Consider the following 19,506-nt stretch of genomic DNA (forward strand, 5'->3'; position numbering starts at 1 on the left):
ATGAGCTAGTTGTACCGAAATTACGTAAATTAAAACAATCGGAAAATGAACAGTTGCAAAAATAATATTTCAAAAATGAAAAAACTTGGTTCAATAATAATATTGGTTTTATTCTGCAGTTGTGAAAAGGAAAAGAAAAGTTGTTATACAAACTTTACTTATTCAAAAGGAAATATTAAAACGATTTATAGATTAAAATTTAATTCTTCAGATACAGTTTACTATTTAAACGATAATCCGTTTCGACAAAAGGTATTAAACTATTTTATTCTCGAACAGAATGAGAAGAAAATATTAGATAGTTTAATCTGCGAATTTAAATTCCCTATCAAGGATTCTGTCATTTTAAATAACCAAATTGAAGATGGAACAACGATAGCTTTTTCAATTGACAATAAAAAATTAATGCTACACGGTGGTAAAGGTCCAAAAGAGTTTTGGAAATTTGAAGAATGGATGGATAATTTACAAACGTACAAACAGTTAAAACCGATAGATAGGAAAATAAAATTTGATGAGTTTGATAAAATGTTTCCTGTTCCTCCACCTATCATCAACTAATGACGTTACCTGCTATTTTGGGACGACACACATATTAACAAACTATTATAATGAAGATATTTCAAACCATAAAATCCATTTTTCACAAGACTGATAAAACAAGCCGAAATGTTTGGACAGATAAAGAGTTAATGGATTTTACAAAAAACCTAATTCAGGTTATATGTTGGACTGAAGAACTTTCTAAAAAATTTGACTTTCAAAATGGTAAATATGGATTGGTTTTTAGAAAGACAAATCCTGAATTAAACGGAAGCAAACTCTACTCTTTTGACGATGACTATGCTACTTGGACAATTGACGATTATTCATTTGACAACTATGACTTGCTCTTGGATTTAGCTCTTAAACAAAGACCAAACTCTGACCAAGTTGACTTATCTAAACTTGACGAATTAGGCAGAATTTTAAGTTTTCAAACTTGTGTTACGACACACGATGGAGCACCAATTGTGGAGAGCAGAAACTTCGTAGACGAAGGAGACGTCCCGCCAATTGACACTTGGTTTTACTTGAAGAGGAATTATTTTCATTCCGACTACAAATGTGAGCAAAGTTTATTCTGTTGGATACCTAAGAAGTTTGAAAAAGTAATTCAACAAGCAATTGACGTAGAAATATTAGACAGCTACAGATGGTTTGACGAAAATGATAAATACAATTACGATCGAATAAAAAACAGCAGATAACGACAGTAACCACTGCGCAACCTCTCCAAAAAATCAATTTAGATACAAAATAATAAAAAAATGAACTCCTACCGCCAATAATGGCACAGTCAGAACCATTGATTTTACCCTGCTACCGCGAGCGTCACGCTCGTGGACACAAAGAAATTGAAAAATTCAGGATGGGTACTAGCGTGACGCTCGCACCTGCAAGGGGTATTTTTCTTAAAATCAACTATTAACCAACTTAATTTTTTCATCATGAGTATTTTTACCTTATTTCCAATTTTAGTATCCCTTTGTTACTTCGGAATCGTTTTAGGAATTGTTTATGTCATCCATAAATGGGTCAATAAACTTTTCATTTTAAAACAAGAACAAAATGACTTACTTAGAGAAATTATCAAAAAAATGGACAATAAATAAAAACAAACCCTCTTTTAAATAAAAATTAAAAGAGGGTTTTATTGTTTAAAAACAGTAACAATTAAATTCCTGCGATAGCTTTAATTTCATCAATAATTCGCAAGGCCAAAGCATCGGCTTGTGATTGCAAAGGCGCTTCGGTATAAATACGAATAATAGGTTCTGTATTGGATTTTCTCAAATGAACCCATTCGTTAGCAAAATCAATTTTAACTCCGTCAATCGTAGAAATATCTTCGTTTTTGTATTTCTCGGTCATGGCTACCAAAATCGCATCCACATCAATTTGCGGAGTCAATTCGATTTTGTTTTTGCTCATATAATACTCAGGATAAGAAGCTCGCAAAGCTGAAACGCTCATATTCTTTTTAGCCAAATGCGTCAAAAACAAAGCCACACCTACCAAACTATCACGACCATAATGAGACTCCGGATAAATAATTCCACCGTTTCCTTCACCACCAATGATGGCATTATTCTTTTTCATCAATTCTACTACGTTCACCTCACCTACCGCACTGGCTTCGTAACTGCCGTTATGCGCATTGGTCACATCGCGTAAAGCACGGGAAGAAGACATATTAGAAACCGTATTTCCAGGGGTTTTACTCAACACATAATCAGCAACGGCTACCAAAGTATATTCTTCACCAAACATTTCCCCGTCTTCGCTAATGAAAGCCAAACGGTCTACATCCGGGTCAACAACGATACCTAAATGTGCTTTTTCTTCAACTACTAATTCGCAAATGTCCTTCAAATGCTCTTTTAAAGGTTCCGGATTGTGAGGGAAATGTCCGTTAGGCTCACAGTATAATTTTACCACTTCAACCCCCATTAATTCCAGTAATTTAGGAATAATAACCCCTCCTGATGAATTCACTCCATCAACAACTACTTTAAATTTGGCTGCTTTTACGGCGTCAACATCTACCAAAGCTAAGTTCAATACTTCATCGATATGAATGTCCATGTAAGCATCATTTTCAATAATTTCGCCTAAACTATCCACATCCGAGAAATCAAAAGCTTCAGCCTCAGCAATAGCTAAGATTTTTTCACCTTCAACTCCGTTCAAGAATTCTCCCTTATCATTCAACAATTTCAAGGCATTCCACTGTTTTGGATTGTGCGAAGCTGTTAAAATAATTCCACCATCGGCACTTTCTAATGGAACCGCCACTTCAACGGTAGGAGTTGTTGACAATCCTAAATCAATTACATCAATACCTAATCCTATTAAAGTATTCACAACTAAATTATGAATCATTGGTCCGGAAATTCGGGCATCACGACCTACAACCACCTTTAGGTTTTTATTATCCTTGCCATAGGTATTTTTCAACCAAGTTCCATAAGCCGAAGCAAATTTCACTGCGTCAACCGGAGTAAGATTGTCTCCTACCTTTCCGCCAATAGTTCCACGAATTCCTGATATTGATTTTATTAATGTCATTCTCTTATTTTTAAAATTTTAAGTAAATTGATGTTAAGTTGGACACAAATATAAAAAAGTTGTTGGGTTACTGAGATGCTGAGAAGCTAAGATTTTAAAATAATTTAAATTTAATTTTATTTAAAGCTTAAACTAGACAACAAAGTGATTCAAAAAAGTTTTAATACATTTACTAAAATAACTCAGCAGCTTAGCTTCTAAGAACCTTAGCAACTTCAAAAGATGAATTTCCTAGCACACATCTACCTTTCAGGAGACAATGAATTTATTAAAATTGGCAATTTCATGGCCGATGGTATCCGTGGAAGAAAATTTGAAGACTACCCTTCGGAAATTCAAAAAGGAATTCTGTTACACCGTGCAATCGATACTTATACTGATGCGCATCCTGTTTTCAGGGAAAGCACGAAGCGTTTACACAAGCGTTACCATCATTACGCCGGCGTAATTGTAGATATTTTTTATGATCATTTTTTGGCAAAAAACTGGAGCAACTATTCGGATGAAGATTTAGAAGAATATGTCAGTCGTTTTTACCAATCCATGCATACGCATCATGATTTACTTAGCGAAAGAGCCAAACAAATTCTTCCCTACATGGAAAAACAAAATTGGCTTTCAAGCTATCAGAGCATTGATGGAATCCATGAAATCTTAAGTCGAATGGATCGCCGAACTGACAACAATTCGAATATGCGTTTTGCTTCTGAAGAACTTCAGAAATATTATACGGAATTCGAAGCGGAATTCAGTTCTTTTTTCGAAGACATAAAAAGCTATTGTACATCAAAATTAAATACACTTTAAGAATGGCTTTTATACCGCAATTAGAAAATACTTTCCGGGAAATCAGCAATGCCGAAAACGCATTGGCAATGGCAAAATACATGAAAAATCATTTTTCTTTTTTTGGTATCAAAACAACCGAAAGAAGAAACGTTTTTAAAGAAATTTGGAAAGCTAACAAAGCGGAAGTTTCAGAAAATGCCAGAGCAATTGCTTTAGAATTGTACACAAAAGAACAAAGGGAATTACACTATTGCGCTATCGAAATTCTAATCAAAGAGCTCAAAGGCAATTACAAAAAAGAGGATATTTTACTCATAGAAAAACTACTCACCACAAATTCCTGGTGGGACAGCGTGGATACTATTTCGAAATATCTTTTGGGACAATACCTCGTAGAATTTCCAGATGCAATTCCTGATACTGTAGCATTTTTTTCAAATTCAAACAACATGTGGCTCAACAGAAGTGCTATTCTGTTTCAATTGGGTTACAAACAAAAAACGGATTTTGAGTTACTCAAAACCATTTGTATTCAGCATCAAAATGCAAGCGAATTTTTCATTCAAAAAGCCATTGGATGGGCTTTACGGGAATATGCAAAAACAAATTCTGAAGCCGTAAAACAATTTGTTTTGGTTAATAACTTAAAGCCTTTAAGCCGAAAAGAAGCCCTTAAAAATTTACCCGATGCTTAAAATTATAGTATTTTAGCACTTTCAAAAAAACACAATAATGTTCAAAAAATATATTTCAAAACTAGAAAGTATAATTGGTTTAGCGCAATCTTTGTTAACCGAAAAACAATTTATTTTCCTTTCGAGTGTATTAGTAGGCATTAGCTCGGCCATTGCCGTTATTGTTTTAAAATCATTTGCACACTGGGTATTTGTTTTTGCCACCAATATTAATAAAATCCTAAAACTGAGTTTCATTAACAGTATTCTGCCCATTGCGGGACTTTTATTAACTGCATTCGTTATTAAACGATTATTAGGAGGAACTATCGAAAAAGGGACTTCGCAAATTCTCTATTCGGTAGCCAAGAAAGCGAGTATTATTCCGCGTAAACAAATGTATGCCCAAATTGTAACCAGTTCCTTAACGGTAGGCTTAGGGGGTTCGGCAGGTTTAGAAAGTCCAATTGTGATAACAGGTGCTGCTTTTGGTTCTAATTTTGCACAAAATTACAAGCTAAACTATAAAGACAGAACCTTACTTATCGGTTGCGGTGTAGCTGCGGGTATCGGTGCTGCTTTTAATGCTCCTATTGCCGGAGTCTTATTTGCTATCGAATTTTTATTGGTTGATGTGAGTATTTCGGCCTTTACCCCTATCATGATTGCTGCAGCAACCGGAGCTTTGGTTTCTGTAATCACATTGGACGAAACCATTTTGCTAAAAGTACAGCAGCAAAAGGAATTCGATTACCATAACATTCCGTTTTATGTTTTACTGGGCGTAGTCACCGGATTTATCTCGATTTATTACACTCGAAACTTCCAAAGAACCGAGCATTTTTTCTCTCATCTCAGATTAAATCCATACAAAAAAGCACTTTTAGGTGCTTCCATATTAGCGGTACTGATTTTTATTTTTCCAACGCTTTTTGGTGAAGGATACGAAAGCATCCGAACCCTGGCAGATAATAATGCAGGGGAATTATTAGAAAACACCTTATTTAGTCAATTTCAGAACAACAGATGGATCATTCTTCTTTTTGTAGGCGCAACGATGATGATGAAAGTTTTTGCCACATCCATTACTTTAGGATCCGGAGGAAATGGAGGTAATTTTGCACCTTCTCTTTTTATGGGTTCTTACGTGGGTTATGTTTTTGCAAAAGCATTCAATTTAACAGGATTGACCCACTTACCTATCAGTAATTTTACAATGATAGGCATGGCCGGAATCTTAAGTGGATTATTCCATGCACCACTAACAGCCATTTTCCTTATTGCCGAAATTACAGGTGGTTACAGTCTCTTACTTCCACTTATGATTGTGGCTTCCATCAGTTTTGCAATTTCAAAAACTTTCGAAAAACATTCGATGGATGTAAAAAGTTTGGTTCAAAAAGGACATGCTTTTACCAATAACAAAGACACCAACGTATTAGCTACATTAAACACCAATTCGATTATTCATACTGATTATCTTACTCTTTCTCCGGATGATAATTTAGAAAAATTAGTGGATTTAATTTCGCATTCCACCCAAACCGTATTTGCTGTTGTTGATAAAGAAAAACATTTATTAGGCGTGGTACACTTTAACGAAATCAGAGAAGTTATTTTTAACAAGTACAGAGTTAAATACACGCTGATAAAAGAAATCATGAAAGATCCTGCCGATATTATTTATCCATTTAATAACATGGAGGTTGTCATGGACAAATTTGAAAAAACGAGAAAAACCTATTTACCCGTTATCAAGGATCAAAAATACTATGGTTTTATTTCTAAATCAGAAGCACTGGAAGCTTACAGAAGTAAACTGAAATCGATGACGATAGAGTAAAATTCCACAGAGATTCGCAAAGTTAAGACAGAGACACACAAAATAGTACTCAAAATACCAGCCAATGCATGAGTTAACTTAGCAAATTTTTATAAAATCACTCTTTTACCATAAATTCTCCGCGATACTCTGTATTAACTTTGCAAATCTCTGCGAAACAAATAGTAACTTTGCTGTCATTGTGATGAAAAAAGCAATCAGCAAAAATTATGTTAGACAAAGACAATACTCTTGAAGTTTTAGGCGCCAGAGTTCATAATCTAAAAAATATAGATATTTCCATTCCACGTGAAAAAATGGTAGTGATTACCGGTCTTTCAGGTTCCGGAAAATCCTCTTTAGCCTTCGATACTATTTATGCTGAAGGACAACGCCGTTATGTAGAAACCTTTTCGGCTTATGCCCGACAATTTCTTGGCGGTCTTGAACGTCCTGATGTGGATAAAATAGATGGCTTGTCACCTGTAATTGCTATTGAGCAAAAAACAACCAGTAAAAGCCCGCGTTCTACCGTTGGGACAATTACTGAAATATATGATTTCCTGCGTTTGCTTTACGCTCGTGGAGCCGATGCTTACAGTTACAATACCGGCGAAAAAATGATTTCGTATTCAGACGAGCAAATAAAAGATTTGATTGTAACTGATTTTGCTAACAAACGCATCAATATTTTAGCTCCGGTAATTCGCGCCCGAAAAGGACATTATGGTGAATTGTTTCAACAAATTGCCAAGCAAGGTTTTCTAAAAGTTCGTGTAAACGGTGATATTCTGGATATTACTCCCGGAATGAAACTGGATCGTTATAAAACCCACGATATTGAAATTGTGGTAGACAGAATGCTTATTGATAACAGTGAAGACAATCAAAAACGCCTTTCCGAAAGCATCAATACTGCCATGCACCACGGCGAAAATGTTTTGATGATTTTAGATCAAGACAGTCAAGAGGTTCGTTATTTTAGCCGAAACCTTATGTGTCCTTCAACTGGAATTTCGTACCAAAATCCGGAACCTAATTTATTTTCATTCAATTCTCCAAAAGGAGCCTGTGAACATTGCAACGGATTAGGAACGGTAAATGAAATTAATGTTAAAAAGATTATACCAGACCCAAAACTATCGATAAAAACGGGAGGTTTTGCGCCCCTTGGCGAATACAAATCTTCCTGGATTTTCAAACAATTGGAAATCATCGGACAGAAATACAATTTTAAAATCACCGATGCCATCGAAAGTATTCCTGAGGCCGCGATGGAAATGATTCTGAATGGTGGTAAAGAAAAATTCACCATCAATTCCAAAGATTTAGGTGTTGCCCGAGATTACAAAATAGATTTTGAAGGAATTGCAAATTTCATCAAAAACCAACACGACGAAAGTGGTTCGACAACCATTAAACGTTGGGCAAAAGATTTCATGGACGAATTAGAATGTCCTGTTTGTGAAGGTTCACGTCTAAAAAAAGAAGCCTTATTCTTTAAAATAGACGAAAAAAATATTGCCGAATTGTGCAATATGGATATCTCCGATTTAACAAAATGGTTTCGTAATTTAAACACCCATTTATCCGATAAACAACTACTTATCGCCTCTGAAGTAATTAAAGAGATTAAGGATCGATTAGACTTTTTAATGAACGTAGGTTTGGATTATTTGGCTTTAAGCCGAAGCTCCAAATCGCTTTCAGGTGGTGAAGCACAACGCATCCGATTAGCAACACAAATTGGTTCGCAACTCGTTGGTGTACTTTATATTTTAGATGAACCAAGTATTGGTTTACACCAAAGAGACAACGAAAAGCTAATTCATTCTCTGGAACAATTGCGTGACATTGGTAACTCGGTAATTGTAGTTGAACACGACAAAGACATGATTGAACGCGCCGATTATGTAATTGATATTGGTCCAAAAGCCGGGAAATTTGGTGGCGAAATTATTAGCATTGGAACACCTAAAGAAACCCTGAAATCCAACACTATTACAGCACAGTACCTTAATGGAAAGATGAAGTTTGACATTCCGTCAAAGCGTCGTGAAGGAAATGGAAAAATGCTAAAACTTACAGGAGCTACCGGAAATAATTTAAAGAATGTTTCTATCGAATTACCTTTAGGAAAAATGATTTGCGTAACAGGAGTTTCAGGTAGCGGAAAATCGACGTTAATTAACGAAACACTCTACCCTATTCTGAATGCTTATTATTTTAACGGAGTTAAAAAACCACAGCCTTATAAAAAAATTGAAGGTTTAGAGCACATTGATAAAGTCATCGATATTGACCAAAGTCCTATTGGAAGAACACCGCGTTCAAATCCGGCAACCTACACCGAAGTTTTTACCGAAATCCGAGCTTTGTTTACCAAAACTCCGGAAAGCATGATTCGTGGTTACAAGGCCGGACGATTTAGTTTTAACGTAGCTGGAGGTCGTTGCGAAACTTGTCAGGGATCTGGGGTACGCACTATTGAAATGAACTTTTTGCCGGATGTGTATGTTGAATGTGAGACCTGTCAGGGAAAACGCTTCAACAGAGAAACTTTAGAAATTCGCTATAAAGGAAAATCTATTTCAGATGTACTGGATATGACTGTGGACGAAGCCGTTCCTTTCTTTGAAAATATTCCAAAAATTTACCGCAAAATAAAAACCATTCAGGATGTTGGATTAGGATATATCACTCTGGGACAACAAAGTACTACGCTTTCCGGTGGTGAAGCACAGCGCATCAAACTGGCAGGAGAATTATCTAAAAAAGATACCGGAAATACTTTTTATATTCTGGACGAACCTACTACAGGATTACATTTTGAAGACATTCGCGTATTGATGGAAGTGATCAATAAATTAGTCGATAAAGGCAACACCATCCTGATTATCGAACACAATCTGGACGTTATCAAACTAGCCGACTACATCATCGATATTGGTCCTGAAGGAGGAAAAGGCGGCGGAACTGTTGTTGCTAAAGGAACTCCTGAAGAAGTTGCTCAGGTCAAAAAAAGCTATACCGCTAAATTTTTAAAGAAAGAGTTAATTTAATTCGCCATTCCCCTCCTCCGGAGGGGTTCCGAAGGGCGGGTTGGTTTTTGGTCACTATTATCATTTTTGTAAATTATATTTTATTACTATTTTTTATACATTTGATTCAAAACCAGTTAAGCAACCAATTATTTTAACCATGAACAAAATTACACCTTCTCTGTTCTTATTTTTTCTATTACAAAGCATTTCGATATTTGCACAAATCCCTAAAGAAATTCCTTTATTTCCAGACGGAATCAAAGACAATCCAATTATACATGAGCAAAAAGAAACGTATGTTGATTCGCTTGTAAAATCAGGTTCATTATCACAAAAAAATCGTGTTTTTTCTAATATTTCCGAACCAACTTATATGCTTTTCCCAGCTGCCGAAGCTAACAACAAACACATTGCAACCATCATTTTTCCAGGAGGCGGTTTTGTTACCAACTGGGTTGACAAAGAAGGAACCGATTTGGCACTTTGGCTTTCGCAACAAGGAATCACTTGTATGGTTGTAAAATACCGTACTAATACCAAAGATGAAAAAGGAAAATTTAAAATTCCTATGGAGACAGTCTATTTTGAAGCACTTAAAAAAGATGTAAATGCGAGTGTGATAACGATGATTGAATTGGCAGATAAATTAAAATTTGACAAAGACAAAATAGGTGTACTTGGTTTTTCAGCAGGTGGATTTATATCGGAATGGTTGACTTTTACAAGTGTTAATCAAAATTTACCTTGGAAACCAGCCTTTGCAGGCCTAATTTATGCAGGAGACAGATTAAAATTACTTGAAAGTATAAAAGACAAATCAACTTTACCTCCCTTTTTTATGGCTATTGCAAGGGATGATAAAAAATGGACTTTAAAAAGAGCGCTTCCCTTTTTATCTGCTGTAGTTGCCGAAGTTGACAAATCGGAATTACACGTTTATTCTAAAGGAGATCATGGTTTTGGATTAGCCTATAACGAAGGCCATTCCGTTGAAATGTGGAAAAACAGTTTTTCCAATTGGCTTTTAGATATTTACAAAAAATAATCCCTTCCAGAAACGTACAACCTAAGTACGCAAACAATTATATCACAATACATTAACAAATAAAAAATCATTTTAATAAAATTTTACAATTCGTTATAAGATATTTATTAGTAAAAAGTCTTACTTTAGTAAAAAGCGGTTTACCTGTTTAAACTAAATTAATACCAAGAAAAATGAGATTAGAAGACTTTGATAATGATGAAGAAAAAATAATCCAAAACAGTTTGAAACAAAAAACATGGAATGAAATTCGTACCAATGACAGTTGGGCGATTTTTAAAATCATGTCGGAGTTTGTAAATGGCTATGAAAACATGGGACGTATTGGTCCTTGTGTTTCTATTTTTGGATCGGCACGTACTAAACCGGATAACAAATACTATCAATTAGCCGAAAAAATTGCTTATAAAATAAGCAAAGCAGGTTATGGCGTGATTACCGGTGGTGGTCCGGGAATCATGGAAGCCGGTAACAAGGGCGCGCATTTAGGAGGAGGAACTTCGGTAGGCTTAAACATTGACTTGCCTTTTGAACAGCATTTCAATCCATATATTGACCACGACAAAAACCTTAATTTTGATTATTTCTTTGTTAGAAAAGTAATGTTTGTCAAATATTCTCAGGGATTTGTGGTCATGCCCGGTGGTTTTGGAACCTTAGATGAAATGTTTGAAGCCATCACTTTAATCCAAACCAAAAAAATTGCCCGTTTTCCAATTATTTTAGTAGGAAGCAGTTATTGGTCAGGATTAATCGACTGGATTAAAAAAGTCTTGCTGGAACAGGAAAACAATATCAATCCTGAAGATTTAAACCTCTTTAAAATTGTTGATCATGAAGATGAGGTGGTCGAAGTTTTAGATAATTTCTATAAGAAGTACACTCTTAAACCTAATTTTTAAAAGCTGTTTATTACAGCTTTTTTTATATTTTATTCGTTTTGGTTCAATAAAAAAATGTAACTTCAATAAGTATTAAACCCCAAACTACCGTTGAACACTATTGCTAAAATATGGCTTTTATTTCTTGTTGTTTTTACCACAACAAACAGCAGTATTGCACAACATTACAATAAAATAACGGCAGATGTAGATACCGAGACACACGTACTGAACATCGAACAAGAAATTACTTTTTACAACACTTCTACAGATAGTCTTTCGGAAATTGTTTTAAACGACTGGAACAATGCTTATTCTAATGTAAAAACTCCTTTAGCAGAACGATTTTCGGATGAATTTATCCGTAGCTTTCATTTGGCTAAAGAAGAAGAAAGAGGAAAAACAAGCAATATCAGTATTACTAATAGTGAACTTTTGGCATTATCCTGGAAAAGACCTGATAAAAATCCGGATTTAATTGTTATACAACTAGCTAAGAAACTGGCTCCAAACCAAAAAATCAATCTTCAGCTTCGTTATAAAGTAAAAATACCCAATAGTAAATTCACTAAATTTGGTTATGATGAATTCGGAAATATCAATCTAAGAGACTGGTTCCTCACTCCTGCTGCTTATAAAAACCACGGTTTTATACAATACAGCAATGAAAATTTAGACGACATTGCGAATGCTGTGACTGATTTTGAGATTGAACTAAAAGTAGCTGAAGGATTTGAAATCAATACCGATTTAGACATTGCAGAAGAAATTTCGAACAACGATTATTCAATTTATAAATTAAATGGGAAAAGCAGAGTTAACTTTAGTCTTTTTATCGAACCCAAATCAAGTTTTACCAACTTTAAAAGTGAGAGTTTTGAAGTAATAACCAATTTGGACGGAGATAAAATTACTCCTTTTGCTCAGGCCGAAGCTATTGACTGTGTCGTTCGTTTTGTAAAAACCTTTGTTGGTGAATATCCCTTCAAAAAGATACTCATTTCACAAAACGATTATGAGAGAAATCCTTTTTACGGACTCAATCAATTACCTTCCTTTATTCGTCCTTTTACTGATGAGTTTACATACGAACTAAAGTTCTTAAAAACCTATCTGAATGTTTATCTCAACAACAGTCTTTTTATTGATAATCGAAAAGAAAGTTGGGTACATGATGGTATTCAAATATATACCATGATGAAATATATTGAAGAAAACTATCCTAACACTAAGATGATGGGAAATGTTTCTACTTTTAAACTATTAAAAAGTTTCAATTTGGTTAATTTAGATTTCAACGAGCAATACAGCTATTTTTATATGCTAATGGCTCGAAAAAATCTGGATCAGGCACTGGGAACCCCTAAAAATACTTTAATTAAATTCAACGAACAAATTGCCAGTAAATACCGGGCAGGTTTAAGTCTGCGTTTCTTAAACAGTTACTTAGAAAATCAGGCAGTAACCAAAAGTATTTATGATTTTTACAGCAATAACAAAGGAATACAAACTACAGCTGTCGATTTTGAAAACAGACTAAAACATCAAACAGATAAAAATATTGATTGGTTTTTTAATACCGTAATCTATTCCCGAAATTTAATTGATTATAAATTTAACAAAGTAACTAAAACTCCCGACAGCATTCAGTTTACATTAAAAAACAAAACAGGAATTCACGTTCCTGTTCCTGTGTATGGAGTAAAAGGCAAAGAAATTGTATTTAAAAAATGGCTGGAACCTGCACCTAAAGACAGCGTTTTTAGCATTGAAAGAAATAATGCCAGCAAAATTGTACTGAATTATAAAAATGAAGTTCCCGAATATAACTTAAGAAACAATTGGAAATCATTAAAGTCCTTTTTCCCTAACAACCGTCCAATAAAATTTGTATTTATGAAGGATTTAGAAGATCCTTATTACAACCAAATTCTGTATGTTCCCACTTTAGAATACAATTTATATGACGGTTTAATTCCCGGAATGCGTCTTCATAACAAAACCATATTAGAAAAACCTTTTATTTTTGACATCAATCCCGCTTATTCAACCAATTCAAAAACAGTATCGGGTTCAGGATCTTTTACAATAAACCAAAATTACAGAAACAGTAAATTGTACAATGTAAAATACAATATGTCAGGATCATACTTCCATTATGCTCCCGACGCTTCTTACACCAAACTAAACCCTAATATCCAAATACGAATCAGAGAAAATGATTTCAGAGACAATAGAAAACAATTGATTTATTTGCGTCAGGTATTGGTAAATAGAGAAAAGAGTGCTATTGTTACTAACGATGTTGCAACGGAAAATTATTCGGTTTTTAATGCCAAATATTTTAATACCAAAACAGAAATCACAAAACACTTCAATTTTATTAGCGACATTCAAATTGCCAATAATTTTGGAAAAATAGCTGGTGAAATTGAATTTAGAAAACTCTTTGAGAACAATCAGCAATTGAATTTCCGTATGTTTGTTGGGAGGTTTCTGTACAACAACACCAATTCTGATTTTTTCAGTTTTGCCCTCGACCGACCTACCGATTATTTATTTGACTATGGCTATTATGGTCGTTCAGAAAGCAGCGGTTTTTTCAGCCAGCAATTGGTTATAGCCGAAGGAGGATTCAAATCTAAACTAAAAACACCTTATGCTAATCAATGGATGAGTACTGTAAATGCAAGTTATAAACTTTGGAATTGGATAGAAGTTTATGGCGATGCTGGACTTGTAAAAAATAAATTTCAAAAACAGAACTTTCTTTTTGACAGCGGCATCCGATTCAATTTGGTACCCGACTATTTTGAAATGTACCTGCCTGTTTATTCTTCAAACGGATGGGAAATTGGTCAACCTAATTATAATGAGAAAATTAGATTCATTATTACTCTTTCTCCAAAAATACTAATCAACTTATTTAATCGAAAATGGTTCTAAACAAACAACTTGGAATTTAGAATTACATAATAATCAAATATTTAAACAAAAATTAATTTTTATTAAAAAAAACAATATTTTTTTTGAATAAAAACACCAAATTATAAATGTTTTTTCTTTTATTGAGTTATGATAATAAGCAGTTTTTAAGTAAATTTGCGCCATGAATTATAATCTTTCAATTATGATAAAAGAAAAAAACAATGCTACATTGACTTTTGAGGATTTCAAGACTGAAGTATTGAATGATTATAAGATTGCTGTAACAAGTCGAGAATGCAGTCTTTTAGGACGCAGGGAAGTATTGACCGGTAAAGCTAAATTTGGAATTTTTGGAGACGGAAAAGAAGTGCCACAATTAGCAATGGCAAAATTCTTTAAAGATGGTGATTTTCGTTCGGGCTACTATCGTGACCAAACTTTTATGATGGCCATTGGCGAATTTACAACAGCTAATTTCTTTGCCGGATTATACGGTAATACCGATATTAAACAAGAACCTATGTCGGCCGGAAGACAGATGGGAGGACATTTTGTAACGCACAGTTTAAACGAAGACGGAAGTTGGAAAAACCTGACTAAACAAAAAAATTCCAGTTCTGATATTTCTCCCACAGCAGCTCAAATGCCACGTTTGCTAGGTTTAGCACAAGCATCTAAGGTTTATCGAAAAATAAATAATATCCCTAATCAAAGTAATTTTTCTAACGAAGGAGACGAAATTGCCTGGGGAACCATAGGAAATGCCAGTACATCAGAAGGCGTTTTTTTTGAAACTATAAATGCTGCCGGAGTACTGCAAGTACCTATGTTAATCAGTATTTGGGATGATGAATACGGTATTTCTGTACATGCCAGACACCAAACTACCAAAGAAAATATATCTGAAATTTTATCCGGATTTCAACGTGATAAAAACAGTAATGGAATCGAAATTTTTACTGTAAAAGGCTGGGATTACTCCGACTTGATTACCACTTACGAAAAAGCCTCTAAAATTGCCAGAGAACAACATGTTCCTGTTTTAGTTCACGTAACCGAATTAACACAACCACAGGGACATTCCAGTTCAGGATCGCACGAAAGATACAAAAGCACTGAGCGATTGAATTGGGAAAGAGAATTTGACTGTATCAGACAAATGCGACTGTGGATGATTGCCATCAATATCGCTTCGGCAGAAGAACTCGATGAGATTGATGCAACGATCAAAAAAGAAGTTTTAGAAGGTAAAAAAGCTGCCTGGAATTCATTCATAGCTCCTATTGTTGCCGAAAAAAATGAGCTAATTAATATTCTGGAAAAAATAGCTCCTTCAAGCAAAAATAAAGAACAGATTTTAAGACTTTCGAATAGTCTAAAAAATATTAAAGATCCTCTAAAAAAGGAAATTCTCGCAACAGCCAGAAAGTCGCTGCGTTTAGTTGTAAATGAAGTTCAGGGAACTGAATTATCCCTTTGGATACAAAAATACACTCAAATAAATCAGGCTGCCTTCAGCGACAATCTTTATTCGGAATCCAAAAACAATGTTTTTTCAGTTAAAGAAGTACTACCTGACTATGCTGCAGATGCCAGAAGGGATACTGATGGACGAATGATTATTCGTGATAACTTTGATGCTTTATTTGCCAAATATCCAGAGGTTCTCATTTTTGGAGAAGATTCAGGAAACATCGGGGATGTCAACCAAGGTTTAGAAGGTATGCAGGAAAAATACGGAGAAACCCGTGTTGCCGATACAGGTATTCGCGAAGCAACTATTATTGGTCAGGGAATAGGACTCGCACTGAGAGGCTTACGACCAATTGCTGAAATCCAATACCTCGATTATTTATTGTATGCAATCCAAATTCTAAGTGACGATTTAGCTTCATTACAATATCGAACTGTTGGTAAACAAAAAGCACCTTTAATCATCAGAACACGCGGACATCGTCTGGAAGGTATTTGGCACTCAGGATCACCTATGGGAATGATTATTAATGCCATTAGAGGAATTCATGTTTTGGTTCCCAGAAATATGACTAAGGCTGCCGGGTTTTACAATACCTTATTGGAATGCGACGAACCTGCCTTAGTGGTAGAATGCCTGAACGGATACCGATTAAAAGAAAAAATGCCTCTGAATTATGGTGAATTCAAAACACCAATAGGCGTTGTAGAAACCATAAAAGAAGGTAGCGACATCACACTTGTTTCCTACGGATCCACTCTCAGACTGGTTGAACAGGCTGCTATAGAATTAGCAGAAACCGGTATCGATTGCGAAGTAATTGATATTCAATCATTACTCCCACTCGATATTAATCATGATATTGCTAAAAGTATCCAAAAAACGAATCGTCTTTTAGTAATTGATGAAGATGTTCCCGGTGGCGCTTCTGCTTATATTTTACAACAAATTATTGAGCAGCAGGATGCTTACAAATTTTTAGACAGCAAACCCCAAACCTTATCTGCTAAAGAACACCGTCCTTCTTACGGAACTGATGGGGATTATTTTTCAAAACCTTCTATTGAAGATATTTACGAAAAAGTATATGGTATTCTGTCTGAATCTAACCCCGCTAAATATCCGAAATTATACTAAAACAATCCATAAATCGGATGGATTAACTCATCAAAAAAGGCTCGTTTTTTTATTCAAAACGAGCCTTTTGATTTGGAAACCATTTTAAATCAAAGTAGCCGATGTTGTAATTGTAGTATTAAACAACTTAGAAATTGGACAATTGTGTTCCGCTTTCGTTACCAATTCCTGAAATGCTGCATCTGAAATCCCTTCTATTTTAGCATTTACGGTTAAGTTAGATTCTTTAATTGTTCCTTCCAATAAATTAATAACACATTTGGTTTCGATACTTTCAATTTCAAATCCTGCTTCGGTAATATAAGCCGATAATTGCATTGTAAAACAGCCCGAATGTGCCGCAGCAACTAATTCTTCAGGATTTGTACCTACTCCTTCCTCAAAACGGGAATGAAAGGAATATTGAGTATTTTCTAATGTTTTACTTTGGGTGGTAAGAACTCCTTTTCCTTCTTTTAGAGAACCTTTCCAAACTGCTGTTGCGTTTCTTTTCATACTTTTATATTTATTGTTTTTTTTCTCTTTCTATTTTTTTAACCCGCTCTAATTTAATTCTTTTTTACATAAATCATTTCCGTTAAAACATATTTAATTAAAAATTAAAAGCCAACCCAAATGAATGAGTTGGCTTGTGATATAATTTTAAAGGTTATTAGTGTTTCACTAATTTAATAGTTTTTCTATTATCACCCTGAGTAACAATTGCAATATAAGTACTTAGAGGTAATTCCTCTCCAAAAACGATTGGTTCTCCGTCATTTTTCTCAATGACTTTTATCAATTTACCTAATAAGTCAAATACCTGAACGGATACCTTTTCACTACTAGCTCCTACCAGAGTTATAGTAAATTGGTTATTAGATGGGTTTGGATAAGCGATTACGTCGAAAGGAATTGGTTTTGTTATTTCTGATGTTTTATTTACTTCTTCAAAAATAACCGGTGTCTCTATTACTTGTTTTGAAATTGTTGGCGTACTCACACGAGCTGTTACCGTTGATACTGATGCTTGACAATTTCCACCACCATCAACATAAACTTTGCTACCTGATCCAACAGCTTTTTCTACCGTTTTAGTTCCATCCCAACTACTGGAGAACCAGATACCGCCCGCTTTTCTGTAAAGTGTAATAGCTATTTTCTGATCAGTTCCACATTGGTAAGCTGTCATTTGAAAAGTAGCCCCTCCCTCAATCGCAACTGTTGTTTCACCAATTTGCTCTACAAGATTAGCTTTTGCACTGAAGGTTCCTCTTGGAGCTGTCGCCACCATCGAAGCAATCGCATTTGTTGTGATGATATAAGTGTGCAGTTTATCATCCAATATTCCATCTGTCTTATAATAACTGTTAATCAAAACTTTCACTTTGCCTTTAGGATTAGTTCCTGATTTTGTGTATTGAATATCGAATTGATAATCTGTACACAGACCCGGTACTCCTTTGATATAACCTGCAGATTGCTGTGTTGTAACAGGATTAACAAACCTACTACCGCCACAAATAAATCCTCCGGATATTGGTTTACTTACCGAAACTATTACCTGTGAAAGTCCACAGTCTTTCAAAGTTTCATTTGAATATGCACCGGTAACCAATACTCCTACCTGGTAGTTCGCTGCATTCTGTGAGCCAATATCAAACTGAACAATGGCACTGGCGAATCCTATTGAACCATCATTAATATCTACAAGACCTACCGGTATATCTTTTGCACTTGGAATCGGTGACCACACACCATTATTAACATAACAGAAAGTAACTTTTGCACCTCTCAAATCACCTTTAGGAAGGTTCTTATCCTTAATCATTGCTGTCATAGTTAAAGTCCCCTTACTTGAATTAGGCCCGGTTGTCCATGCAAACACATCACCAGTATAGAATCCTTTTGCATCATATGGATCTGCATTCCTGGCTACTACTGTAAGTGGCTTAGACAATGAAGTACTTTCATCATAATTCGAAGGAGTGCCTGGAGTAAATACACCTACTACATTATAAGTTCCTGGATTTTCAGCAACCTGTTTGATAATAGTTGCTTCGAAAATGCTATTCGATGTACCTGGTACAGGCACAATAGATGCAGTTCCATAAGATACACCATTGATAAAGAATTTAACACTACCGGTCAATAATTGTGCTGTATTCGCAGGTGTTACTCTCGCTGTCATTGTTAAGTTATCCATGAACCTCACACTTGGTGCACTTGTAATAAGTGTAGTTATGGTAGAAGCTATTGTAATCTCAGCAGCAAGATCTATAGCTGTAGTACTTGTCAAATTATAATTTGGTGCATCCGCCCCGCCTATTGAGATACCCGTTACAGTTACCTTCCATGTACCCACATTAAAATCTGCGAAGTTTGAATTTGCAGGAAAATAAGACACAGTTATATCATCACCCGCTACTGCATCAGTTGTTAATGTTACTACTGCTGTAGTATTACCATCAAAGATCTTATTATCAGCAACTGCTGTTACAGTCAAATCTTTCTTCATAATATCTACACCTACTGTTCCTCCTGTTACTTTATAATTTGAATTTGATGATGTCAGTGAGTTAACTGTAAAGCTTGTGTAAGTGCCAACATTTTTACTCGATA

13 protein-coding genes are annotated in these 19,506 nt (G+C 34.9%); 10 read left to right on the forward strand and 3 right to left on the reverse strand.

Annotated elements, in window-relative coordinates:
* Positions 1–45: 45 nt before the first annotated feature.
* A complete protein-coding gene (locus IEV84_RS06935) occupies positions 46–561 on the forward strand; it encodes a hypothetical protein (RefSeq protein WP_188493563.1) in 516 nt (171 codons plus the stop codon).
* Positions 562–611: 50 nt separating this feature from the next.
* A complete protein-coding gene (locus IEV84_RS06940) occupies positions 612–1,250 on the forward strand; it encodes a hypothetical protein (RefSeq protein ID WP_188493564.1) in 639 nt (212 codons plus the stop codon).
* Positions 1,251–1,716: 466 nt separating this feature from the next.
* Here the strand turns inward: IEV84_RS06940 and glmM are convergent, their stop codons facing one another.
* Positions 1,717–3,111 (reverse strand): phosphoglucosamine mutase, encoded by a 1,395-nt coding sequence (gene glmM / locus IEV84_RS06945; RefSeq protein ID WP_188493565.1) that lies wholly within the window; start codon positions 3,109–3,111, stop codon positions 1,717–1,719.
* A 222-nt stretch (positions 3,112–3,333) separates the two neighbouring features.
* On the opposite strand from glmM, the gene IEV84_RS06950 reads away from it, so the two are divergent.
* From IEV84_RS06950 to IEV84_RS06985, 8 genes are all read left to right on the forward strand, one after another.
* The gene (locus IEV84_RS06950; RefSeq protein ID WP_188493566.1) at positions 3,334–3,918 is read left to right on the forward strand and encodes an acyl carrier protein phosphodiesterase; all 585 of its coding nucleotides are present in this window, start codon (positions 3,334–3,336) and stop codon (positions 3,916–3,918) included.
* A gap of 2 nt (positions 3,919–3,920) precedes the next feature.
* Entirely contained in the window at positions 3,921–4,595 is a 675-nt protein-coding gene (locus IEV84_RS06955) for a DNA alkylation repair protein (RefSeq protein ID WP_188493567.1), read from the forward strand.
* Between the two features lie 37 nt (positions 4,596–4,632).
* Complete coding sequence (locus IEV84_RS06960; RefSeq protein ID WP_188493568.1) at positions 4,633–6,417, forward strand: chloride channel protein; 1,785 nt, start codon at positions 4,633–4,635, stop codon at positions 6,415–6,417.
* A gap of 209 nt (positions 6,418–6,626) precedes the next feature.
* Positions 6,627–9,458 carry an excinuclease ABC subunit UvrA gene (gene uvrA, locus IEV84_RS06965; RefSeq protein WP_188493569.1) on the forward strand — a complete coding sequence of 944 codons (2,832 nt, stop codon included), beginning with the start codon at positions 6,627–6,629 and terminating at the stop codon, positions 9,456–9,458.
* Positions 9,459–9,597: 139 nt separating this feature from the next.
* Positions 9,598–10,485, forward strand: coding sequence for an alpha/beta hydrolase (locus IEV84_RS06970; RefSeq protein ID WP_188493570.1), 888 nt, complete (start codon positions 9,598–9,600; stop codon positions 10,483–10,485).
* 173 nt (positions 10,486–10,658) lie between these two features.
* Positions 10,659–11,387, forward strand: coding sequence for an LOG family protein (locus IEV84_RS06975; RefSeq protein WP_188493571.1), 729 nt, complete (start codon positions 10,659–10,661; stop codon positions 11,385–11,387).
* Positions 11,388–11,561: 174 nt separating this feature from the next.
* On the forward strand, positions 11,562–14,312 hold the full coding sequence (locus IEV84_RS06980; RefSeq protein ID WP_188493585.1) for a gluzincin family metallopeptidase: 2,751 nt from the start codon (positions 11,562–11,564) through the stop codon (positions 14,310–14,312).
* Between the two features lie 184 nt (positions 14,313–14,496).
* Positions 14,497–16,905 carry an alpha-ketoacid dehydrogenase subunit alpha/beta gene (locus tag IEV84_RS06985; RefSeq protein ID WP_188493572.1) on the forward strand — a complete coding sequence of 803 codons (2,409 nt, stop codon included), beginning with the start codon at positions 14,497–14,499 and terminating at the stop codon, positions 16,903–16,905.
* Positions 16,906–16,989: 84 nt separating this feature from the next.
* Here the strand turns inward: IEV84_RS06985 and IEV84_RS06990 are convergent, their stop codons facing one another.
* Both IEV84_RS06990 and IEV84_RS06995 read right to left on the reverse strand, forming a co-directional pair.
* Complete coding sequence (locus tag IEV84_RS06990) at positions 16,990–17,400, reverse strand: OsmC family peroxiredoxin (RefSeq protein WP_188493573.1); 411 nt, start codon at positions 17,398–17,400, stop codon at positions 16,990–16,992.
* A 157-nt stretch (positions 17,401–17,557) separates the two neighbouring features.
* The coding region (locus IEV84_RS06995; protein ID WP_188493574.1) for a YDG domain-containing protein at positions 17,558–19,506 on the reverse strand (1,949 nt) is incomplete at its 5' end.

Origin of the sequence: Flavobacterium palustre (assembly GCF_014639535.1) — a bacterium.
Classification (GTDB): domain Bacteria; phylum Bacteroidota; class Bacteroidia; order Flavobacteriales; family Flavobacteriaceae; genus Flavobacterium; species Flavobacterium palustre.